The 22,081-nt window shown below is 69.8% G+C and carries 21 protein-coding genes and 2 pseudogenes; 6 read left to right on the top strand and 17 right to left on the bottom strand.

The features are described 5' to 3' along the window. The 8 genes and pseudogenes from H305_RS0131905 to H305_RS51280 form a co-directional block, all read right to left on the bottom strand. A pseudogene (locus H305_RS0131905) lies at positions 1–899 on the bottom strand (phosphoketolase); the annotation flags it as partial. Positions 900–1,064: 165 nt separating this feature from the next. Further along, positions 1,065–1,931, bottom strand: a complete 867-nt coding sequence (locus tag H305_RS0131900) for a universal stress protein (protein WP_037765962.1) — start codon at positions 1,929–1,931, stop codon at positions 1,065–1,067. A 5-nt stretch (positions 1,932–1,936) separates the two neighbouring features. Then, positions 1,937–2,959 (bottom strand): alcohol dehydrogenase AdhP, encoded by a 1,023-nt coding sequence (gene adhP / locus H305_RS0131895; protein WP_028804013.1) that lies wholly within the window; start codon positions 2,957–2,959, stop codon positions 1,937–1,939. Positions 2,960–2,982: 23 nt separating this feature from the next. Continuing rightward, positions 2,983–3,888, bottom strand: a complete 906-nt coding sequence (locus tag H305_RS0131890) for a universal stress protein (RefSeq protein ID WP_028804012.1) — start codon at positions 3,886–3,888, stop codon at positions 2,983–2,985. 152 nt (positions 3,889–4,040) lie between these two features. Continuing rightward, the gene (locus H305_RS0131885; RefSeq protein ID WP_028804011.1) at positions 4,041–4,664 is read right to left on the bottom strand and encodes a DoxX family membrane protein; all 624 of its coding nucleotides are present in this window, start codon (positions 4,662–4,664) and stop codon (positions 4,041–4,043) included. A gap of 293 nt (positions 4,665–4,957) precedes the next feature. Then, positions 4,958–5,125, bottom strand: a pseudogene (locus tag H305_RS51290) (4Fe-4S cluster-binding domain-containing protein); the annotation flags it as partial. Positions 5,126–5,163: 38 nt separating this feature from the next. After that, positions 5,164–5,430 carry a hypothetical protein gene (locus H305_RS52780; protein ID WP_037765960.1) on the bottom strand — a complete coding sequence of 89 codons (267 nt, stop codon included), beginning with the start codon at positions 5,428–5,430 and terminating at the stop codon, positions 5,164–5,166. Between the two features lie 109 nt (positions 5,431–5,539). Further along, positions 5,540–5,749 (bottom strand): hypothetical protein, encoded by a 210-nt coding sequence (locus tag H305_RS51280; protein WP_078629351.1) that lies wholly within the window; start codon positions 5,747–5,749, stop codon positions 5,540–5,542. 195 nt (positions 5,750–5,944) lie between these two features. Here H305_RS51280 and H305_RS0131870 point away from each other — a divergent pair, with 195 nt between their 5' ends. Both H305_RS0131870 and H305_RS0131865 read left to right on the top strand, forming a co-directional pair. Next, positions 5,945–6,409 carry a cyclic nucleotide-binding domain-containing protein gene (locus H305_RS0131870; protein ID WP_028804009.1) on the top strand — a complete coding sequence of 155 codons (465 nt, stop codon included), beginning with the start codon at positions 5,945–5,947 and terminating at the stop codon, positions 6,407–6,409. Between the two features lie 34 nt (positions 6,410–6,443). Further along, on the top strand, positions 6,444–7,151 hold the full coding sequence (locus H305_RS0131865; protein WP_028804008.1) for a CBS domain-containing protein: 708 nt from the start codon (positions 6,444–6,446) through the stop codon (positions 7,149–7,151). A gap of 294 nt (positions 7,152–7,445) precedes the next feature. Here H305_RS0131865 and H305_RS53605 read toward each other — a convergent pair whose 3' ends face one another. After that, entirely contained in the window at positions 7,446–7,583 is a 138-nt protein-coding gene (locus H305_RS53605; protein ID WP_158690607.1) for a hypothetical protein, read from the bottom strand. A gap of 224 nt (positions 7,584–7,807) precedes the next feature. After that, on the bottom strand, positions 7,808–8,239 hold the full coding sequence (locus H305_RS0131855) for a hypothetical protein (protein ID WP_234021178.1): 432 nt from the start codon (positions 8,237–8,239) through the stop codon (positions 7,808–7,810). A 380-nt stretch (positions 8,240–8,619) separates the two neighbouring features. On the opposite strand from H305_RS0131855, the gene H305_RS0131850 reads away from it, so the two are divergent. Further along, on the top strand, positions 8,620–9,315 hold the full coding sequence (locus H305_RS0131850) for a response regulator (protein ID WP_028804006.1): 696 nt from the start codon (positions 8,620–8,622) through the stop codon (positions 9,313–9,315). Positions 9,316–9,449: 134 nt separating this feature from the next. Next, positions 9,450–10,421, top strand: coding sequence for an Acg family FMN-binding oxidoreductase (locus H305_RS0131845; RefSeq protein WP_028804005.1), 972 nt, complete (start codon positions 9,450–9,452; stop codon positions 10,419–10,421). Here the strand turns inward: H305_RS0131845 and H305_RS54145 are convergent. The 7 genes from H305_RS54145 to H305_RS0131810 form a co-directional block, all read right to left on the bottom strand. Next, entirely contained in the window at positions 10,337–10,846 is a 510-nt protein-coding gene (locus H305_RS54145) for a hypothetical protein (RefSeq protein ID WP_028804004.1), read from the bottom strand. The two genes, H305_RS0131845 and H305_RS54145, sit on opposite strands and share 85 nt — an antisense overlap. Before the next feature lie 320 nt (positions 10,847–11,166). After that, complete coding sequence (locus tag H305_RS47645) at positions 11,167–13,056, bottom strand: glycoside hydrolase family 3 protein (RefSeq protein WP_078629350.1); 1,890 nt, start codon at positions 13,054–13,056, stop codon at positions 11,167–11,169. Next, entirely contained in the window at positions 13,053–14,261 is a 1,209-nt protein-coding gene (locus H305_RS0131830; protein WP_078629349.1) for a glycoside hydrolase family 1 protein, read from the bottom strand. The genes H305_RS47645 and H305_RS0131830 overlap by 4 nt, the downstream gene beginning before the upstream one ends. Before the next feature lie 98 nt (positions 14,262–14,359). Then, positions 14,360–15,247, bottom strand: a complete 888-nt coding sequence (locus H305_RS0131825; RefSeq protein ID WP_234021177.1) for a carbohydrate ABC transporter permease — start codon at positions 15,245–15,247, stop codon at positions 14,360–14,362. Between the two features lie 4 nt (positions 15,248–15,251). After that, complete coding sequence (locus tag H305_RS0131820; RefSeq protein ID WP_037765957.1) at positions 15,252–16,196, bottom strand: carbohydrate ABC transporter permease; 945 nt, start codon at positions 16,194–16,196, stop codon at positions 15,252–15,254. Between the two features lie 5 nt (positions 16,197–16,201). Next, positions 16,202–17,467 carry a sugar ABC transporter substrate-binding protein gene (locus tag H305_RS0131815; RefSeq protein ID WP_028804001.1) on the bottom strand — a complete coding sequence of 422 codons (1,266 nt, stop codon included), beginning with the start codon at positions 17,465–17,467 and terminating at the stop codon, positions 16,202–16,204. A 429-nt stretch (positions 17,468–17,896) separates the two neighbouring features. Beyond that, on the bottom strand, positions 17,897–19,012 hold the full coding sequence (locus tag H305_RS0131810) for a LacI family DNA-binding transcriptional regulator (protein ID WP_028804000.1): 1,116 nt from the start codon (positions 19,010–19,012) through the stop codon (positions 17,897–17,899). A 290-nt stretch (positions 19,013–19,302) separates the two neighbouring features. Here H305_RS0131810 and H305_RS0131805 point away from each other — a divergent pair, with 290 nt between their 5' ends. Both H305_RS0131805 and H305_RS53600 read left to right on the top strand, forming a co-directional pair. Beyond that, entirely contained in the window at positions 19,303–21,558 is a 2,256-nt protein-coding gene (locus H305_RS0131805; protein ID WP_028803999.1) for a hypothetical protein, read from the top strand. A gap of 101 nt (positions 21,559–21,659) precedes the next feature. Then, positions 21,660–22,079 (top strand): hypothetical protein, encoded by a 420-nt coding sequence (locus H305_RS53600; RefSeq protein WP_158690606.1) that lies wholly within the window; start codon positions 21,660–21,662, stop codon positions 22,077–22,079. Positions 22,080–22,081: the final 2 nt, after the last annotated feature.

Below are 22,081 nucleotides of genomic sequence, written 5' to 3'. Positions count from 1 at the left end.
ACCTCGGCGGGTCCGGTCCAGCCCTTCGGGGTGCGCAGTACGATCACCGGCCAGTGGACACGCTCGGCGACGCCGTCCTCTCGGGCCGACCGCTGCATCACGGCAATGCGGTCCAGCGCCTTGTCGAGGGCGGCGGCCATGTCCCGGTGCACCTGGGTGGGGTCGTCGCCGGTGACGTGGAGGGGCTCGTGACCGTATCCGCGCAGCAGCGCGTCGAGTTCGGCCTCCGGGATGCGGGCCAGGACCGTCGGGTTGGCGATCTTGTAGCCGTTGAGGTGGAGGATCGGCAGGACGGCGCCGTCGTGCACCGGGTCGAGGAACTTGTTGGAGTGCCAGGAGGCGGCCAGTGGCCCGGTCTCCGCCTCGCCGTCGCCGATCACACAGGCCACCAGCAGGTCCGGGTTGTCGAAGGCTGCTCCGTAGGCGTGCGAGAGCGAATAGCCGAGTTCGCCGCCCTCATGGATGGACCCCGGGGTCTCCGGGGCGACGTGGCTGGGCACGCCGCCCGGGAAGGAGAACTGCCGGAAGAGCCGCTCCATCCCCTGCGCGTCCCGCGACACGTCGGGGTAGGTCTCGCTGTAGCTGCCCTCCAGCCACGCGTTGGCGAGCACGGAGGGGCCGCCGTGCCCGGGGCCCCACACGCACAACGCGTCGAGGTCTCGGGCCTTGATCACGCGGTTGAGGTGGGTGTACACGAGGTTCAGCCCCGGTGAGGTTCCCCAGTGGCCGAGCAGCCGCGGCTTGATGTGCTCCGGCTTCAGGGGCTCGGTGAGCAGCGGGTTGGCCATCAGGTAGATCTGTCCGGCGGCCAGGTAGTTGGCGGCGCGCCAGTGGGCATGCAGACTGCGCAGTTCCTCGTCGGAAGGCGTGGTGGCGTCGAGGTGTTCGACCTTGGGCATGAGTGACTCCGGAAGTCATGGACGGGGACGTCGAGTTGGGGAGCGGCTAGGCGACGGCGGCTCTGCCGCGCACGAGCCGCGAGCGTGAACTACTGGGCTCGCCGAGTGATCTGCCGGCCTACGCTCCCGACCGCGCGGCGAGCCTTTGAGCTGCCGCCCTCGGGATCACGCCGGTTCGGGCACGATGACGACAGGGCAGGCGGAGTGGTGCAGCACGCCATGGGCCACGCGGCCCATCTGGAGCCCGAAGTGCCTCGGGCGACGCCGGGCTCCGATGACGACGAGGTCGGCGTTCTCCGAGGCGTCCACGAGAATGGTGCGGGCGTGGCCCTCGGCCGTGCGGCGGTGTACCTCTACATCGGCGGGGGCCTCCTGGAGCGCCTCCGTCAGCGCGTCCACCGCGTGCTGTTCGTGCAGCCGGGCAGGTTCCCCGGCCATCAGCGGATGGTCAGTGGACTCGTGTGCGGGACACCTCCAGGCCCGCACGGCCTCCACCGGCACGCCGCGCCGCCGTGCCTCGTCAACGGCGAAGCGGACAGCCGCCGAACCCACCGGCTTCTCTCCGACCCCCACAACGATGCGGCCATGCGTCCTGGACGTGGCCCGGTCGTCGCCCCGCACGACGATCATCGGGCAGTGCGCGTGCCCGGCCACGGTCAGGCTCACGGAGCCCAGCAGCGCCCCGGCGAGTCCGCCGCGGCCGCGAGTACCCGTCACCAGCAGGGAAGCGTTCCGGCTCTCCCGCACCAACACGTATTCGGGTTCCTCGGACAGTACCTCCGCAGAGATCTCCAGATCGGGGTGTCGGCCACGAGCCCGCGACGCAGCGGCATCGACGATGTCCTCGGCCATCACCTGCTCGGAGGGCTTGCCCAGGTCCTCGGCGAGATGGGTGCCCTCGTACCGCTCCCACAGCGAGGCGTTCACGAGCCGTAGCGGTAGCCGGCGCAGTGCGGCCTCGTCTGCCGCCCAGTCGACGGCTCGCAGGCTGGGCTCGGAGCCGTCGACGCCGACGACGATCGGGAGGTCCATCGCGCTCACCGTCCCGTGCCGAACTCGAAGACGATCCGGGCCTTGACCTGGCCGCGCAGCACCTCGTCGATCGACTCGTTGACAGAAGACAGCGGGCGGGTCTCGCAGATGACCCTGGTCCGGCCTGCGGCATGCAGTCGGAAGACCTCCGTGAGGTCCTGCCGGGTGCCGACGATCGAGCCGATCACGCTCGTCCCGTTCAGGACGGTGTCGAATATGGGCACTCGGACCGTGCCGTGCGCCGGCAGGGCCACCATGACCAACTTGCCACCGCGCCGCAGGCCTGAGCCCGCGGCCTCGAAGGCCGCGTCGTTCACCGCGAGGGCAATGGCCGCGTGGGCACCGCCATGCCGCTTCAGTACCTGGCCGACATCGTCCTTGCGGGCGTCGATCACGATGTCGGCGCCGAGTTCGGTGGCGAGTTCGAGCTTCTCGTCGGTGACGTCGATGGCTGCGACGGTGGCTCCGGCGATCTTCGCGTACTGCACGGCCAGGTGCCCGAGCCCGCCGACGCCGGAGATCGCGACGAGCTGCGCGGGCCGCACGCCGGCGACCTTGAGGGCCTTGTACGTGGTCACGCCTGCGCAGGTCAGTGGGGCGGCGTCCACGGCGCTCACGCCGTTCGGCACGGGTTGGGCGAAGTCGGCCCAGGCCAGCATCTTCTCGGCGTACCCGCCGTCACAGCCGTAGCCGGTGTTGATCTGCTGCTCGCACAGCGTCTCCCAGCCGGACAGGCAGTGTTCGCACCGCCCGCAGGCCCTGCCGAGCCACGGCACGGCGACCCGCTGTCCGACGGACAGGTGGGTGACGCCGTCGCCCAGCTTCTCGACGAGACCGACGCCCTCGTGGCCCGGGACGAAGGGCGGGTTCGGCTTGACGGGCCAGTCGCCGTGGGCGGCGTGGATGTCGGTGTGGCACAGACCGGACGCCTCCAGACGGATGGCGACCTGGCCAGGGCCGGGCTCGGGGGCGGGGCGCTCCTCGATGACCAGGGGCTCACCGAAGGCTCTTACGACCGCTGCCTTCATGATTTCTGCTCCTCAGGGGTGAGTCATCCGTGCGGGACGACGGCGACGGGGGCGGTGGAGTGGTGCAGAACGGCGTGCGTGACGGAGCCGATGTGGGCGCCGAGCGTGCCGCGACGGATGCGGCGGCCGACGACGACCAGGGAGGCCGCGCGGGAGGCGTCGACGAGGTGGCTCCCCGGAGTGCCGTAGAGCGACTCCTCGGTGACCTCGACGTCCGGGTGCTTCTCGCGCCACGGGCCCAGGACATCTGCCAGGTCGGTGCCTTCCTGACGTGCCAGAGCCCCGTGCAGCTGCAGGTCCGTGGCCGGCCCATACGCGTAGTACGGGGGCGGGTTCCAGCCGTGCACGACCCGCAGGGAGGTGCCGCGGCGGGCGGCCGCCGCGAAGGCGAAGGCGATCAGGGTGTCGTCGGGGCTCACGATGTCGAGGCCGAGGACGACGGGCCGGAACGCGGTTGCGGCGGACGGGGTGCCGGCCGGGTCCATCTCGTGTTCGTCGGCGGCCTGTTCCCCGGCGCGGACCAGCACGACCGGCCGCTCGGTGTGCGCGACGACCGACAGGCCGACCGAGCCGACCATGAACCCGCCGACCCCGCTCAGTCCACGGGAGCCGAGGACCAGCAACTCGGCGTCCCGCGCCGCGCCGGCCAGGACGTCGTCAGGCCGACCCGTAAACTGCTCGGTGGACACGTCGAGTCCGGCGTGACGCAGCCGTATGCCCTCGGCTGCCTCACGAGGGATCCGCTCGGGCCAGTGCTGATGGGTCTCGGGACCGAGAAGCGGCGCCTGCGCCATGGGGCTCGGTACTGGCTCCCGGACCTGCACCAGCTTCAGTGGCAGGCCGAGCAACTGCGCCTCACGGGCCGCCCATTCGGCCGCAGCGCGGCTCTCGGGCGAGCCGTCGAGGCCGACGGTGACGGTGCGCGTCATGGTCTCCACATCCTGGATCGGGGGTTGCGATTTGAGCTTCGTCTTCGAATGAGGCACGCGGCAGGGGCCGCAGGTCCTTGCGGGGGACCGAACGGCCCTGCCCGGGGCGTCGGCACGGCGGACCGCCGAGCGGCCCGCTGCGCCTGTCACGGTCACCGCAGCCAGCGGCTGTGGCGGACAATCGGGAGCTTGGCCCAGATCCGGCCGAGGCCGAGGGTGTGGCCGGCCGAGGCGGCGGCCAGGGCGATCAGGACGACGGCGTAGATGAGGTGGTAGTCCACGAACGGGTTCGTCGACATGCTCGCCGAGCCGTCCGAGAGGTGCTTGGCGGGCGGCCACTCGGCGATCCACATCAGCGCCATCATGAAGGTGCCCGCGAGGGCGGCGAAGCGCAGCGCCACGCCGGCGATCAGCGCGACCCCGATCCCGAGCAGACCGAGCATGAACAGCCAGTCGGCCCAGGGGTCGCCCGCCCAGGAGTGGAACGTGGACTTCATGGGCCCGGCGGCGACGGAGCCGAGGAAGCCCTTGGTCGGCGAGCCGCCGTCGATCCAACCCTTGCCGGAAGGCGTGGCGTAGCCGAAGCCGAACGTCTTGTCGAGGAAGGCCCACAGGAAGACGAACCCTGTGAGCAGGCGCAGGGACGAGAAGGCGTAGCCCTGCGCGGTGTTCGTGTCGGTGCGTGCCGACACGGCGGATTCGGAAGCGGTCCGGTTCCTGCGGAAGGACGGCAGGTGAAGGCCGGGGCTCCGGTGAGAGTGCTCGTGCAGGGCCATGACGGTGATCCCTTCGAGGAGGAGTGGGTCTGTCCGTTCGGTATCTGACGCCTCTCACTCTCGTCTCGTGAGGGCACAGCTACCGGATGCCGAAGGTCCGCGCCTGTGGGGCTGAACGTCCCTGTCTGCAAGGTCTGTTGGGGTCGGCGATACCAGCGGAGGCGGGCGGGCGCCGACCCAGGACGAGGGACCAGGGGGTCAGGCGTATCCAGCCCAACCGGGACAGGGGTCACGACCAAGACGTCCACGCGGTCGACCGAGCCGAGACCCGCGACGAAGTGGGCCAGGCCTGCGATGAAGGCACGGTGCTTCTCGATCTCGGCCATCCCCTGGTCGGCCGTCGTCTCCTTGCCGTCGCGCATGCGCCAGGTGTCGGGGTTCGCGCGGTACAGGCAGCGCGGCGGGCAGCCGGAGACGAAGAGGACGAATCGGGTCCCGGGGCCGTCCACGCCGGTGGACACGTCTCAGGAGTGAATCCGCCCGGTCGTCGTCATCGTGCTCACAGCGATCCGTGGAAGGTACGGCTGATCACGTCGCGCAGCTGCTCCCGGGACAGCCGGACAAAGTTGACGGCGTATCCGGAGACGTGGATGGTCAAGTCAGGGTACTTGGCGACCGAGAGCGCGGAGGCGGTCTCATCGAGGTGGTCGAGCTGCTTCTGACCCGTCCGGTACGCCGGTTCGGTCAGGTGGAATCCCTGTACACGACGTCTGACGGTGCACTGGTCGAAGACGAGAGAACCCCTGACTTCCCCGGTGACCCCCATCGGTGGACCACGCGGGTGGGCATCATCATCCGGGACCAGCGAGACCGCTGACCGGGAACAGACCGACGCGATCACCAGGAGAGGGAGAGGTCGCGTCGGTCTGTGCGCTTCAGTGACGCACCAGGGTCTGCCTGGGCCGGCTGGGCTCGCGAAGTGCCCCGTCCGGGCGACCGGCGGGCAGCCGACGTTGCCGACGGCGTCGCTGCAGTCGCAGGACCAGCGCATCGAGGGCGGCGCTCACCACGAAGGTGGCTGCCGTGGAGATCGCCAAGAGAGCGGCGAACAACTTCCAGAAGTCGGGAGTCAGTGAGGTACCCACAGTGCTCACCTCCTTTGACGGGCGGGTCGTCTCACCCCCTCATGGAACAGCCGAGCCGACCTGGCCGCAGGGTGCCGGAGGTCTCCGTGCCGGAGCCGATTGGCCCGACCGACGGCCCGGGTGGCCCATGGCCTGCCGCCGGAGGTGGACACACGCTGGCCATGGCAGTTCCTACGTCCCGTCGGGAGGCACGCCGTGGTCACCACCCCTACACCCAGCATGCTGCGCGCGCTACCCGCCCACCACCGGCACCGGCTGATGCGCGTCGCCCGCGAGGTGGCGTTCCCGCAAGGGACCCGCCTGTTCGAGGAGGGCGGCAAGGCCGACCGGTTCTGGATCATCCGCAGTGGCACGGTCGAGCTCGACATGCATGTGCCCGGTCGTCGCGCCGCAGTCATCGAGACCCTTCGGCACAACGAACTCATTGGCTGGTCCTGGCTGTTCACACCGCACGTGTGGCACCTGGGCGCCGAGGCCACCACCCCGGTGAGGGCGTACGAGTTCGACGCCACCGCCGTCCGTCTGATGTGCCAGGAAGACCCGGCCATGGGCACCAACCTCGCTCAGTGGGTCGGTGACGTGCTCGCCCACCGCCTGCGTTCCTCCCGCACCCGGCTGATGGACCTGTACGCCCCGTACGGCGCCGGCGTCCATGTCTGAATCCACCCCCGGGTCGATGCGAGAAGGAGTCACCATGCACGGCACCCCGCACATCGTCAGCGACGTCATGACCCAGACGGTCGCCGCCGTCGGCCGCAAGGCCACCTTCAAGGAGATCGTGCAGCTGATGCAGGACTGGAAGGTCAGCGCCCTGCCGGTCATCGAGGGGGAGGGCCGCGTCGTCGGCGTCGTTTCCGAGGCCGACCTGCTGCCCAAGGAGGAGTTCCGCGACAGCGACCCGGACCGGTACACGCAGCTGCGGCGGCTGAAGGACCTGGCGAAGGCCGGCGCGCTCACCGCAGAGGAGCTGATGACCTCCCCGGCCCTCACCACCCGCCCGGACACCACCCTCGCCAAGGCCGCCCGCACCATGGCGCACTCCAGGGTCAAGCGGCTCCCCGTGGTCGACGACCTGGGCATGTTGCAGGGCATCGTCAGCAGGGCCGACCTCCTCAAGGTGTTCCTGCGAGGCGATGAGGAGATCGCCGAAGAGGTACGCCGCGAGATCGTGGCCTACCTTCTCCCCACCCCGGGCTCGACGATCCGCGTGGAGGTGCACGACGGAGTGGTCAAGCTTGCCGGCCACGTCCGCGACACGTCTCTGATTCCCGTGGCCGCCCGCCTCGTGCGCGCCGTCGAGGGAGTGGTGGACGTGGACTTCGCGTTGGAAAGCCGCCGGCCGGACGGCTCACCGAGCACTTCGGCGGCACCGGGGAGTACAGGAAGTTCCGCTCCGGTCTGACGGTGCGCGAAGCGTTCGTGGGTGTGGCCCCGCCTCGACGACCGGGCCACACCCGCGAGCATCACGCCTTCGGCAACGGATGCTCGGCGGGCGGCGAGGAAGCGGAGGGCAGAGCTGGGCACGTCGGCGCCGGACGGGAACGAGCATGCCAAGCCTCTGGTGGAGACGGTTCTCTTGGTCGAAAACCCGTCTATTGGTGGCTTCGTCAACCCGAGTGCCAGTGGCTTCGTCCGTTTGTCAGGTCAATTGCCTGGCCTGCGCGAGAGGTTGGAAAAGGTTCGTTGCGTAGAGGCGTCAGCCGGCGAGGGGGTTGGCCGGCTCGTGCAGGAGCCGGCGCAGCGTGTTGCCGATCGCGGTGTGCTGGGCCACCAGCGCGCGCGACGGTCGACCAGGCCCCACGCCCTTGAAGTTCACCCACTCGGACTCGGTCATGTCGCTGACGGCTTCGGGCCGCTGTTGGGTGAGCAGGGTGATGATCCGGACACGGCTGTCGACGGCGGTCGTGGCTTCCCATCCAACTGAGCGAGGCCAACAGGCACTTAGGTCCGCTACCGGCTCCGCCGGCACCTCCGCACGAAGGCCAGCTACGCGATCCCGGTGACGCTGATAGGCCATAGCTGGTCCGTCGAGCGGCGTCCACCGTCGAAGAACTCTGTTCAGCTGGTCTTGCGCCCCCACTGCGGCCCCACCTGATCCCACTCGGCGCCCCACTGCACCGTGGCCCGCCGTTCGATCCGCAGACGGACCGTCAGTCCGCCTGCCAGAACAAGCAGCCCGCTCGCGAGCCCCGCCCCGGCTCCGGTCAGCCCGATACGTGCCGCCGCCTCCGCCGGTCCGATCGGCCCGGACACCAGGTGCCCCCGCCCATCGGTCCACACAGTGACATTGGTTCCGGCGGCGCTGCCGCCCTTGACGGTCGTCTCGTCGGTCCGCACGACACCGTGGCTGTCGGTCCACCGCACTTCGGCCGTCACGTGGTCGTACTTCACGCCGGTGGTGACGTCCCGTGTCCCGCTCGGTGCGTCGCTCACCATCACGGCCGGCACCGGCCTGCGCCCCATCCGGTCGTGCTGCACCACATCATCCACAGCCTGCGCCACAACCGCGCCGGCCACGGCTCCGCCGATTGTCGCCGCCGCCCAGGCAGCGAGGACGATGCGCGCTTCGACTACGTCACTGTGCCGTCGCAGCGGATTACGCCGCCACCGCCAGCCTCTGACCTTCGTGTGCCCTTCCTTCCGCATCGGTCACACCCCCTCCTGAGTACTACGAACTTGAGTACGGCAAGGAAGGTCTCACCGACCGACCATCTGGCGGCAGGGGCCGGCGGACCGTGACAATGGGGCCGGAGAGGGTGGACCTCGAAGCCGAGTGGGGCCGGTCGGCCCTATGCCATCGGGGTCCGGCGAGCGACGATCGTCGTCGCGGGCAACCGCAGCCCGTCCGTCACCGGGAACAAGGGATGGTCATGACCGAGACACGCACCTTCACGGAGCAGGATCCGATCCGTGTCTTCCTGTTGGACGACCACGAGGTCGTACGACGCGGCATCACCGACCTGCTCGACGCCGAAGCGGACATCTCGGTGGTCGGCGACGCGGACTCGGTCGAACATGCCCTGGTTCGCGGCCCGGCCCTGCGGCCGCACGTCGCCGTGCTCGACGTACGGCTCCCGGACGGCGACGGCATCACGGTCTGCCGGGAGCTGCGCAGCCAAATGCCCGAGCTGGCCTGTCTGATGCTCACCTCGTTCGACGACGAGGACGCCCTGCTGGACGCCATCATGGCCGGGGCCTCGGGTTATGTCCTCAAGCAGATCAGAGGCTCCGACCTGGTCTCGGCTGTGCGCACGGTCGCGTCCGGCCAGTCCATGCTCGACCCCGCGACCACCGCGCGCCTGATGCGCTCACTGCGCGACCCCGCCGAGCCCCCCACCATGGCCCCCGAACTGGCGAGCCTGTCGCCCCGCGAGCGGGAGATCCTCACCCTGATCGGGGAGGGGCTGACCAACCGCCAGATCGGCAAGAATCTCTACCTGTCGGAGAAGACGGTCAAGAACCACATCTCCCGACTGCTCGCAAAACTCGGTGTCCAGCGCCGCGTCCAGGCCGCGGTTCTGGCCTCCCACCTGGAGCAGCCGGACACCGGCGAGCGCCCCAAGTGAGCTCCGCCTAGGCCGTCCAGAACCCGTCCCGGGGCCGGACGGCCCCTCCCTCTCCCCGCGTGCCGGAGACCAAGCTGGTTCGGTCACCGAGAAGTCCCGAAGCCACCCGTGGCGGAGGACGGGGAGGAGCCCCGATGCTTACCGCAGTCCTCGACGCAACGACTCTGGAGACGCTGGTCTCCGCGGCCGTGGCCGCCCCCTCGATCCACAACACCCAGCCCTGGCGCTTCCGCCTGGATCCGGACACCCTCACGCTGGAGATCCGCGCCGCCGCGCAGCGCGGCCTTCGCCACATCGATCCGACCGGCCGGGCACTGCATCTGTCCGTCGGCTGCGCGGTATTGAATCTGCGGATCGCGGTGGAGCACTTCGGCTGGGAACCGGTGACCCGGTTGCTCCCGCGCCCCGACGAGCCGGACCTGCTCGCCACCGTGCGCCTCGGCGGCTCCGCCAGGCCCTCCTCACGCACTTCTCTTTATGACGCGGTGTGGCGCCGACACAGCAGCCGCTTCCCCTTCTCGGAACGCCCGCTGCCCGGTTCCGTACTAACGGAACTCGCCGAAGCGGCGCACTCAGAAGGAGCCCTGCTGCACCGCCTTACGCCCCAGAAGGCCGACAGCGTCCTGCAGCTCACCAGGGAGGCAGAGCACCGCAACACAACGGATGCGAGCCGGGCTACGGAGAGCCGCCGCTGGGCCGACGAGACGCAAGGCACCGGCCTGGGCATGCCGCCCGAAGTACTCGGCCCCCAGGACTTCCTGGACCGCATCCCGATGCGGGACTTCGGCGCCCATCGACACGCTGAGGTGCTCGCGGCCCAGCCCTTCGAGAAGCGGCCGTCGATCACCGTGCTGTCCACCGCGCATGACCGGCGGACGGACTGGCTCCGAGCCGGCCAAGCCCTTGAACGGGTCCTGCTCGTCGCCACCGCTCACGGCGTCCGGGCATCGCTTCTCCACCAGGCACTGGAATGGCCTGACCTCCGTGACCAACTGGTGCCGTTGACAGACGCCCGTCACTCTCACGCACAGATGGTGATTCGCCTCGGGTACGGCCCCCAGGGGCCGAGCTCACCCCGCGCCGGTAACGCCCTGCTGCCGCAGTAGGCCCTGTCCGACTCGACGATCAGGTGCATGGCCGCCGGCGTGGTGAACTCCTTCCCAGCGGCCACGACGGTGTGCGTGGAGACCGAGCCGGCCGCCGGGCCGTGGATGTCCTCGCCCCGAGTGGCGAGTGCGCGTGGGCCCACCTCGTGGCGGCCCTGGACGCGCTGCTGGTGCATCCGCCCACCCAAGGTCGCAAGGCCGTCGAGCGGTACATCACTCACGTGTTCGAGCCGTCCTTCGTCGACGACCCCGACTTCCTGGTGCAGGTGCTCGCCCAGCGGGCGCGGCCCAGTACCTGACCCGTTCTGGCCGGCGGGGTGGGGTGTCTCGTAGCCGGTGAGGCCGTCGTCCTGGGCGAGCTCGGCGAGCCAGTCGGTCTCGGAGGCGGACGCGAGGGGGCACAGCGCGAAGATGTCATCGCGCATCCGGCCGGCCTACGAGACCTGGGCGCGACCAGCGACGAGACTCGGTGGACCATCCGGTCACAGCGCCAGCCGGCCACGCAACAGCGACGAAGAACAGCCCCGCTCAGCCGGGATGCGCTCGGTCGCCCGCCCCTCGGCGCACTGGTCCTGCTCGACCCACTTCCGAGCCCCTCGGAAGTGAGCCCGATGTGCCGGGCCGTCTTGGTGATGGTTCTGCGGCTGCAAGGCAGGGGGAGCCGTCCGGGTCGATCGCGGGCACCGGAGCCCGTGCGCCGCCGGGAGTCGCACGGCGCGCGGGCGGCTCGGCTGCCGTGGCGGGTTCAGTCGGACCGGCGCGGATCGTTCCCGCGGGCGGGGAAGGACAGACCGTGGCCGACCGGGAAGAGCGGGTCGCCGGTGTCGTTCGGTACATCCTCGCGGGACATCTCCACCGCACGCATCGAGGAGGGCATCTCCACCGGCAGGCGGCCGCCGGGCGCGGCCTCGCCGAACAGCAGCGCCAGCAAGGCGTCGTCGGTGATCCCGAACTCGGCGACGGTCGCTGCCGCGGCCTGCGTGACCTCGGGGATCACGGCGGGCCGGTCGAGGTGGACCACTACGACCGCCGGTACCTCGCGAAGCTCGCTCACCAGGCGCGAGCTCCGCTCGGCCGGCAGGTCGAGCCGCCCCTGGTGGAAGGCGTCTTCGTAGTCGATCCCGGTGTGCCGTTCCTCGAACGGCGCCGGGAGTCTGACCAATGCCACATCGGCCTCCGCCCGGGTGGCCACCACCTCTCCGTAGGGCGCAGCAGCCGCCGGAGCGATGCCGGTCAGGTGCAGCCGTGTGCCGCGGGCCAACGGAAGGACGGGGTGTGCGCGGTCGCCGTTGGTCAGCAGCACCGCCGCGCGTTGCTGTGCCCGGTTGCCCGCAGCGGCGAAGTCCGCGCGACCGACGGTGTGTTCGGCCTGGTCCGGGTCGACATACGGGTTGTCGAAGAGACCGAGCCGGAACTTCTGGCGCAGGATGCGCCGCGCGGAGGCGTCGACGCGCTTCTCCTCCACCCGCCCGGACTCCACCAGTTGCATCACGAGTTCCGGGCAGAACTCCCCGCCCAGCTGGTCGATGCCCGCGTCGAGGATCCGGTGCACCCGGTCGATGCGGCTCAGCTCCTCAACACCCCAGCCGCGGGCGGGCCAGCGGGTTCCGCCGACCCGGACGTCGGTGACCAGACCCCAGTCCGAGCATACGACGCCGTCGTAGCCGTACCGTTCCCGGAGCCAGCCCGTGACCACCTCGCGGTTGAACCCGAAGCCAACCTCCTCCACGCCGAGCCCGACCGGGATTGCGTAGTAGGGCATCACCGCCGCGGTACCGGCGGCGAAAGCGGCCTCGAAGGGCACCAGGTGCCGGTCCGCGTTGCCGCCCGGGTACACCTGCTCCCTGCCGTACGGGAAGTGTGCGTCCTCACCGCGCAACTGAGGGCCGGCGCCGGGAAAGTGCTTGGTCATGCAGGCCACACTCTGCGGCCCGAGTTCCTCGCCCTGCATGCCCCGGATGTACGCGGCGACGAGCTCGGCGGCGAGGTCTGGGTCGGCGCCGAAGGTGCCCACACCGCGGGACCAGCGCGGCTCGGTGGCCAGGTCGGCCTGTGGGTGCAGGGCCATCCGGATGCCGACGGCGAGGTACTCCCGGCGGACCACGTCGGCGAACTCGCCGACCAGAGCGGGGTCCGCGCACGCGGCCAGCCCGAGGGGCTCGGGCCAGCGGGAGAACGTGGTGGTGGTGATGCTGGTGGCCGGGTTGTCGGTGAAGCCGTGGACCGGGTCGCTCGACAGGGTCACCGGAATGCCCAGCCGGGTCTCGGCCGCAAGGCGCTGCAATCGGTTGTGCCACTCGGCGTAGGCGCGGGGGGCGATCCGGGGCGCGGCGTTGAAGTGGTTGATGTGCTTGGCGGTCACCAGGGCCGAGGTGGAGAGGACGTCGCGCGGGATGTCGTCGCAGTCCGCGGCCGGTTCATGCAGTCCCTGTTCGGTCGGCTGCATCATGGTGTGGAACATCAGCCCGGCCTTCTCGGCGAGGGTCATCCGGCCGAGCAGGTCCTCCACGCGCCGGTTCACGGGTTGCCGCGGGTCCTCGTAGACCTCCAGGCGCCCGGTGCCGGCCAGGTCACGAAAGACGACTCCGTCCTGCTCGGTGAGGTGCGGGTCCAGGTCCGCCCGGGTCGCGGTCATGCGCTGCCTCCCGCCAGTTCGAAGGAAAGGGAGTTCGCGCGGGCGACTTCGCCGAGCCAGCGGGCGCTGGGTTTGACGGTGCGGGCGAATGTGGTCCGGTCGACCGCGATGAGCCCGAAGGTGGGCGCGTAGCGACCCCATTCGTAGTTGTCGAGCGCGCTCCAGTGAAGGTAGCCGCGGACGTCCACGCCATCGACGATGGCCTCGTGGAGGTGCGTGAGGGCCTCCGCCGTGTAGTCGATGCGCCGGTCGTCGTCGGCGGTGGCGATGCCGTTCTCGGTGACGATCACCGGCACGTGCCCGGTGACCTTCCAGGCGTTGCGCACGCCGATCTCCAGCGCGGCGGGGAAGTATTCCCATCCGGTCAATGTCGTCTCCACTCCGTCGCGCGGCGGAAGAGCGCCGTCGGGCCCGACGAACGTACGGGTGTAGGCCTGCACGCCGACGAAGTCGTCGCCACGCGACGCCTCCAGGAAGAACTCCTCCAGCGGGTAGCTGTACGCTCGGGCGAGCTCCTCGCAGCCGGGCTCGGCGTGGATCGCCTGGGTGGCCACGGACCAGCCGGAGCGAATTCCCTCCGCCGAAAGGACCTCGCGGGAGAGATGGTGGGCCCGCACGAGCCCGTCGGAGACCTGTCGGCTGGGCCGGGCCAGGCCGTGGGCGACCAGGTTGGCCCCGCCCTCCTCGGCTCCGGCTCCGCAGGCGATGATGTTCGGCTCGTTGATGGTGCAGACCCAGGGCACCCCCTCCCGCACCACCGGCAGCACCGCCTCGGTGAACCGGGCGAAGTGCTCGGCCGCCCGTGGTGCGCGCCACCAGCCGTCCGCGTGCATCCAGCGCGGCACGGTGAAGTGGTTGAGGGTGACCATCGGCGTCAGACCGGCATCGTGACAGGCCTCGACCATCCGGCGGTAGTGGTCGATCGCGGCGCGCGACATCACACCTGGTTCAGGCTCGATGCGGCTCCATTCGAGGCTGAAGCGGTACGTGTCCAGGCCGGTGCTCGCCAGCAGGGCCATGTCCTCGCGGTAGCGGTGGTAGCTGTCGCAGGCGTCCCCACTGGGTTCCGGAACGGTGGTGCCCGGTGCGTACTCGCGCTGCCAGTAGTCGCTGTTGACGTTGTTTCCCTCGGTCTGGTGACCTGCGGTGGCGGCCCCCCAGAGGAAGCCGGCCGGGAAGGTGAGTGACTCGGGACGGTGCATCATGCTCCTGTTCGGTCGATGAGGGAGAAGGACATGGGCAGGCGGAGAGGAGGAATCGGCGGAGCGCTCGGCGGCGGGGCGGGTGTCGGCCGCGGCTCTGGCTACTTGATGCCGGTGGTGGCGATGCCCTGGACGAACCACCGCTGCAGCAGGACGAAGACCAGGACGATCGGCGTGATCACCATCACCGAACCGGCCAGCAGCAGGCCGTAGTTGGTGGCCTGCTCGCCCGTCGAGTACAGCGACAGGGCGACCGGGAGGGTGTACTTGTCCTGGCTCTGGGCCACCACGAGCGGCCACAGGAAGTTGTTCCAGGAACTCAGGAACGTCAGGATGCCCAGGGTTGCCAGCGGCGGACCGCACAGCGGGAGTACCACTTTGGCGAAGATCCGCAGCTCGCCGGCGCCGTCGATCCGGGCGGCCTCGATCAGGGAGTCGGGTACCGAGCGGATGAACTGCCGCATCAGGAAAACCCCGAGGGGAGATGCGAGGTACGGCAGGATGAGACCCGGATAGGTGTCGATCATGTGGAGCCGGCCGACGAGGACGAACAGCGGCACGAACGTCACCGTGCCCGGCACCATCAGGGTGGTCATCACCACCACGAACAGCAGGCGCTTGCCCGGGAACTCCAGCTTCGCCAAGGCGTACCCGACCATCGAGCAGAAGACCAGGTTCCCGGCGACGGTGACCAGGGCGACCAGGATGCTGTTCTCGAAGTAGCTGCCGATGTGCAGCCCACTGAACCAGAAGCGATAGTTGCCCAGCGTCGGTGAGTGCGGCAGCCATCCGTTGGGGTCGCGCAGGATCTCGCCCTGCGACTTGAACGACCCCAGTACCATCCAGGCGAACGGCATCAGGGTCAGGCACAGCCCGGCGAGGAGCGCCGCGTAGGTCAGCCACTGACCCCGGGAGACCACCGGGCGGCGTGCCGCTTCCCCGCGCAGCCGCGAGCACCGCTCCGTACGGCCGCGGAGTGTCGTCGTCACCCGCTCAGCCCTTCGGACGCAGGAAGCGGAACTGGACGAGGCTCAGCAGAGCCACGGCGACGAACAGAACGTAGCTGGCGGCGGACGCCTGTCCGTAGTTGCCGAAGCCGAACTCCTTGAACGTGTAGTACGTCGCGGACAGGGTGGAGTCGAGCGGACCGCCCTGCGTCATCACGAACGGCTCCTCGAAGAACTGGAGGTAGCCGACGGAGAGCATCACCGCTCCGAGCAGCAGAGTCGGGCGCAGCAACGGCAGGGTCACGGCGGCGAATCGGCGCACAGGACCGGCGCCGTCGATCGCCGCGGCCTCGTGGAGCTCGTGCGGCACGTTCTGCAGACCCGCGAGAAAGATGATCATCAGCGTGCCCATGTTGCGCCAGGCGGCCATCACGATCAGCGACGGCATGGCCCAAGTGGTGCTGTGCAGCCAGTCGGGCCCATGAATGCCGATCCGGCCGAGGAGGGTGTTGACCAGCCCGTCGGGCTGCAGGATGAAGCGCCACACCACGGCGACGGCCACGATGCTGGTCACCACCGGGGTGTAGAAGCCGAGCCGAAAGAGGGTGCGCAACCGGGTGATGCCGTTGTTGAGGGCGACAGCCAGAACCAGTGCCACGGCCATCGTCAGAGGTATCCCGAACAGGACGAAGTAGCCGGTGTTGAGCAGGGCACGACGGAATGCGGGGTCCTGGAAGAGCCGCGTGTACTGGTCGAAGGCCACGAAGTCGACCTGAGCGGGGGTCTGCACGTCGCTGCTGCGGAAGTCGGTGAACGACATCAGGAACGAAGAGAGCAGCGGCAGAAGCATGAAGACGCCGAAGACCGCGACGAAGGGCAGCGTGAACGTCCAGGCGACCAACGCCTGTCGGCGCTTGACCGGGTTGGTGGTCCGCCTGTCCCGGACGGGCTGCGCGGACCGGTCCCGCGGGTTGGTGAGAGAGAGCTGCACGGGGGTCAGCTCCTGGCGTTGATCGCGTCGGCTTCGGACTGGAGGGTCTTGAGTGCTTCCGCCGGGGTCAGCCCGGCGGTGGTCACCCGCTCCATCTGGGCGTCGCCCGCCGCTTGCACCTGGGACCACTGGGGGGTGTTGGGCGGAGAGGCGACGTCCTTGAGCTGCCGGCCGAACACCGCCAGTTTGGTGTCGTCGGCGAAGGCCGGGTCGTCCCAGGCGCGCTGCACCGACGGCAGGTCACCGGTCATCCGGTACCACTCGACCTGGGTGGCCGGCTCGGACAGGAACTGCAGGACCTTCCACGCCGCGGTGGGATTCTTGGAGTGCTTGAAGACGGTCAGGTCGCCGCCGCCGACGAAGGAGGTGTGCGAAACCGGGCCGGGCACGACGGCTGTGGCGTACTTGTCCGCGAAACCAGCACCTCCGGCCTGGTTCAGCTGCCCCACCTCGTAGGCGCCGCCGATGAACATCGGGACCGAGCCGTTGACGAAGGACGACTCGACGGCGCCTGTGTCGGTGTTGGGCGTCTTGTCGGCGATACCTTCGGCGAAGTAGCTCTGGTACTGGGCGACGGCCTGCCGCAGCTGCGGGGTGTCCAGCGTCCAGCCGCTGCCGTCGGCTGTAGTCAGCCGTGCTCCGTTGGACCAGGCGAAGGGCAGGAAAGCCTGGAAGTCCTTGGGGGGAAGGCCGATGCCGTACTTCGCCCCGGCCTTGGTCTGCAGCGCCTTGGCGAGCTTCTTGAGGTCGTCCCAGTTGCGCGGGGCGGTGGTGAAGCCCGCCTTGCGGGCGAGGTCGGTGCGGTAGTAGAGCACCGGGGTGTCGACGTACCAGGGGATGCCCAGGATCGCGCCGCCGACCTTGGTGGACTCCACCGAGCCGGGGTAGAAGGTCTCGGCCCCGAAGTTGGAAGGCGTGGGGGCAAACGCTCCCGCCTTGCCGAACTCGCCCATCCAAGTGGTGCCGATCTGGCCGATGTCAGGGGTGGTGCCCGCCGCGATCGCCGTCTGGTACTTGTCGTGCGCTGTACCCCACGGGATCGACGACACCTTGACCGTGACGTCCGGGTTTTTCACCTTGAACTTCTTCAGCAGGGACGGCAGCCGTTCGGCCTCCGCTCCCTGGGCCCAGATGGTGACGGTGCCCTTGGCCGCGCCCGCCGCCAGGGTGGCCCCGTTGGCCTGGGCGCCGTCCTGGCCGGTCCGGCCGCAGCCGGTCAGGGTCAGCCCTCCGCAGACAGCGATGGCCAGCATCACTCGGCTCCGTGGCATCGGGTGCCTCCTTCCTTGCTCTTCTTCGTGGGTTCCGTGGGTGATGGCGCCTGCCGTCGCAGGTGGTCCTGTCGCTGCGCGGGCGATGCCCGGCCGGTCGGTCCGTTCCGTCGCGTGTACGGGAAGACCCCGATCTAAGCGCTTAGATTTCCAGGCGCGTGCCGATGCTAAGCGCTTAGATTCACGACTGGCAAGAGCCTGGCCGAACGGGATCACGCGCCAGGCGAACGCGGACCTGCGGGCCCGGGCCGGAGCGGGCACCCGAAGGGATTGCGTGTCGCGGGCATGACCCTGCGGGCGCGGAGTGGACCGCAAGGGAAGGCGCGTCGGCGGACGCGGCCCTGCGGACCAGGACGGACCGCACGCCCGAAGAGATCCCGTACCGACGTGCGCAACCCTGCAGACCGAGAGCGGCCCGGACTCTGGCGCTCAGTACGCCCAGCGGGCGGACCGAGGCGGGCAGCCGCAGCTTTCACGGAGCACCAGCTGGACCGGCATCTCCCGCACCTCCGGGGCGCGGCCGGGCTCCTCGATCGAGGCGGCGAGGATCTCCACCACGGCCTTGCCCATCTCCACCATCGGCTGCTGCACCGTGGTCAGCGCGGGCCGCACGATCCGCCCCGCCGCGATGCCGTCGAATCCCGTCACGGCGACGGTCCCGGGTACGTCGATGCCGCGATCCGCCAGGATCTCCATGATGTCGAGGGCAACGTCGTCGGTGGCGCACACGAACGCCTCCGGCAGCGTCAGATCGGCGGGCAGTTCCACCGCCGCGCGCCCTCGTGCGTCGACCCGCGTCCCGGGTACCAGCGGTTTGCGCGGAACCCGTAGCCGGGCGGCCCGCAGCGCATCGCGGAAACCGTCGAAGCGGGCCCGCGCCTCTGCGGGGTTGAGCCCCCCGACGAACATCAGGTCCCGGCACCCGTGGACCCGCACCAGGTGTTCGGTGATCGCGCGTGTGCCGCCCCGATTGTCGACGGTGACATGGCTCAGCCGGTCGTCCGTCGGCGGCTCCGACACGGACACGACCGGGATCCGGCCGGCGATGTGCTCGAGCGACTCGGGCGGCAGGGTCTGGGGGAAGACCGCCAGCCCGTCCACCCGGCCGGCGACGTCGGTCACGAATGCGGCCGGGTTGGCATGGCTCGGCCCGCCGATCATCACCGCGTACCCGCGCTCCCAACTGGCGATCTCCATGCCGCGCCGCACCTCGTCGGCATACAGCGGGAAGTCGCGGCACATCTCGTCCGGGGCCTCGCGCACCACGGGGACCGGGCCGCCGGGTCCGGACGCCGGGCCGGCGGCCTCGGCGGCCCGGGCCTCGACCAGATAGTCGTAGGAGAACAGGCCCAGGGCTCTGGTGCGTCCGTCGGCGAGGCCGCGGGCGCTGGCTGACGGCACGTACTGCAGCTCGCGGGCGGCGGCGTGCACCAGGTCGCGGGTGGACTCCTTCACCTTGTCCGGGCGCCGGAAGGTCATCGAGACGGTGGCGATCGACACACCTGCCCGTTCCGCCACGTCGTAGACCGTCGCCGCCTTGCTCACCGAGCCCCCTAGGCCTGCCGCCGGATCGCGAGTTATGCGCTTTGATTTTGCGTCTCAACCTTACACAACGACGCCCGCGGCCTGATCGGATCGTGCCGCGCGGCCAGGCCCGGCGGGCCGGGCAGTGGACCGCCGCGTGAGGACGGCTCGTTTCCCCCTTCTTCGGTCACGAGTCTTGGCAGGGCTGAATCTAAGCGCTTAGAGTCGCCTCGATCCCGCCGGTCTAAGCGCTTAGATCGATTGCTGGACCGGCCGCTTCTCCTTCCCTTCCACACCTGAGGAGGTGGCTCGTGAAAACCCTCGGATCGGGAATCATCGCCGCAGCACTCGCCCTGCTGATCGGCGCCGGCCCGGCCATCGGAACCGCGCAGGCCACAACGGACGCGCAGGAGGCACGCCCTACGGCGGTGACCCGCACGGCGGACGGCGACGAGGTGTCACTGACCCCCTACGACCCGGCGCACTACACCGACCTCTACACCGAGCCGGACGGCCCCGTCACCGGCTCCACCTACATCTTCGACCCCACCGCCGACTTCCAGGACCGCATCGCCCGCGACTTCACGCACATGCGCGACGACCAGGGCATCAACACCATCGGCTTCTACAACCTCGTACAGATGACGGACGCCGACCGCGACGCCATCTTCAACCAGCTCGAGACCGACCACCAGAAGGCCGTGGTGCGCATCGAGTGGTACGACTCCGCGACCTTCGACTTCGACACGGACGACTCCTCGCACGCCGACGCCGAGAGCGTTCTGCACTACTACGGCAGCGACGACCCGGCACACGGCTACACCTCTCTGTTCAGCTACCTCATCCGCACCCACCGACTCGGCGACATCGCCTACTTCGCGCTCAACATGCCGGTCGACGACGGCACCGTGGCCGGGCACTTCGTCACGTCCCAGTACTCCGACGGGCGCAAGAACCCTGCCTGGGCCGCGAGCCAGGCCCCCTACGCCGACTACCTGATCTCCCGCCTGCGCGGCATCCTCGGAGCCGACACCGACCTGTACCTGAGCGTCTTCTACGGCTGGGACCAGAGCTACCCCACACCGTCCTACGCCGACATCGCGCACCCCGCCGACGGCTACTTCTTCAACAACTACAGCTACCCCGCCGCCGATCCGCCGGACGAGAACACCACCACCTCGCAGCGCATCAACCAGCCGCGGCTGCAGCGCGCCATGGATCTGATGATGAGCCAGTACCCGACGCAGTCCAAGGTGATCGAGTACGGCTTCCACACGGTCGACTACAACAACGGTGTGATTCCCAGCCAGACCGCCGGCCTCGTCAAGTCGCTCGCCGCCAAGCGGCTGGCGCTACCTGAGACAACCGCCTACTACAGCGACGGCTCGTCGGGCGGACGCCCCTTCAACGTCCGCGGCACGCTCTACTTCGCGCAGAACCTCTACAAGCAGGAGGGCAACCCCGCCGCCTGGATGGACTGGACGCTCGACTATCCAGCCACCACCGCAGTGGAAGCCGAGAACAACGCCTCCGTCCGCTACTACCGCGACGGCGCCGCGAGCACTTCCCCGGAGCTGGTCGACCACTCCGCGTCCGGCAGCCGAGCGGTCTCCCTCGATGCCCCCGGGGCGGCGATCGCCTTCTACGACCTCGGCAACGCCTCCGTGGTCCAGTTCCGTTACCGATCGTCCCGCGCGACCACACTCCTGGTATCGGCCTGCGGCTCCACACCTCGGGCGGTGCGCGTACCGGCCTCTCCCGGCTGGCGGGTCGTCACGGTCGACCTGGACGTCCCGTTCCAGGGCTCAGTCAGGCTCCAGATGGCCCACGGGCAGCGGGCCGCCGTCGACTGGCTGCGCCCGCTGGCGCACTACGAGGCGGAGACGGGCACCGCGCGCGGTGCCGTGACGACCACCGGCGGGTCGATGGTCACTCTGGCCCGCGGCCGTGCCTCGTCCGTCGCCTTCCTGCCGGTGCACGGAGGCAGCCGGGTCACCCTGCTCTACGCCGCCGAGGAGCCCGCCGAAGTGATCCTCGCCGTGAACGGCCGGTCATATCCCGTGCACCTCGCCGCGACCGGTGGTCCGGGCGAGTACGCGGACCGAACCGCAGCCGTCACCGTGCCCAGCGGCGCGCGAGTGGCCATCGAGCGCCGCGCCGCCGGTTCCGGTGCCGGGGACGTGGCTCTGGACTACCTCTCGGTCGAAGGTCAGTACGAGGCCGAGGCGCAGAGCGGGCTGTACAACGGCGCCCACGCCGTGGCGGATCCGCAGGCATCCGGGGGCGGCGTGGCGACGTCGTTCGACGTGCTCGGCGCCTCCGTAGTGGTGCCCAAGGTCATCGCCGGCAGCACGGTCACCTTCCGCTACCGCAGCACGAGGGACGCCCGCATGACGCTCATCGTCGACGGGACCGCCGTGCCCGTCCGCTTCCCCGACTCGGACGGACGGTCGGCCACGGCCACGGTCACGACCGCCGTCCCGGCGCAGGCCACGCTCATCATGCAGCGCAACGCGGGCGACACCGCAGTCGGGTTCGACCTCGACTGGGTGAAGGTGTCGGGCTGAGCTGCAGTCTGCGGGGCGGCGGCCTTGGCACCGGTGAACAGCCCGAAGGCCGTCGCCCCGCCACTTCCGACCGCACAGGTTGTCCGTGCCCAGATGCGCAGGTGGCGGATGAGCAGAAGCAGTCCGAAGAAGTCCTCGGGGCGCTGTCCGCCTGCGGCGAGCGGCGTGATCGGTTGGAGCACAGCAGGGTGGCCGGTGCCGCGGCCGGCTCCGTCTCCTGGAACCCCGGCGTTCGAGCGCCGGATCTGCATGAGGCCCGAGATCATGAAGCTGAGCGACCGGACGTGGATGCCGAAGCGCGGCTGGCCGAGTTCGCCAGACACGGCCAGGAACTCCTTCGTTCCGGAACGGCGGACGGTGCCATCACACTCGCTGAACGCCTGGCACGGCGCGGCGAACCGCAGAAGGCCGTCGCGCACCTCCTCCATCGTCAGGACGGGGCGAAGGTATTGCACGAGGAGCACCTGCGACGACTGACTTCTTGCCCTGGACCATGGGCAGCCGGATTCTTGCCGCGGTGACT

Source organism: Streptomyces sp. 142MFCol3.1 (assembly GCF_000424945.1).
Taxonomy (GTDB): domain Bacteria; phylum Actinomycetota; class Actinomycetes; order Streptomycetales; family Streptomycetaceae; genus Streptomyces; species Streptomyces siamensis.
The sequence above is the reverse complement of the archived record's forward strand: the minus strand, read 5'-3'. Positions and strand labels throughout refer to the sequence as shown.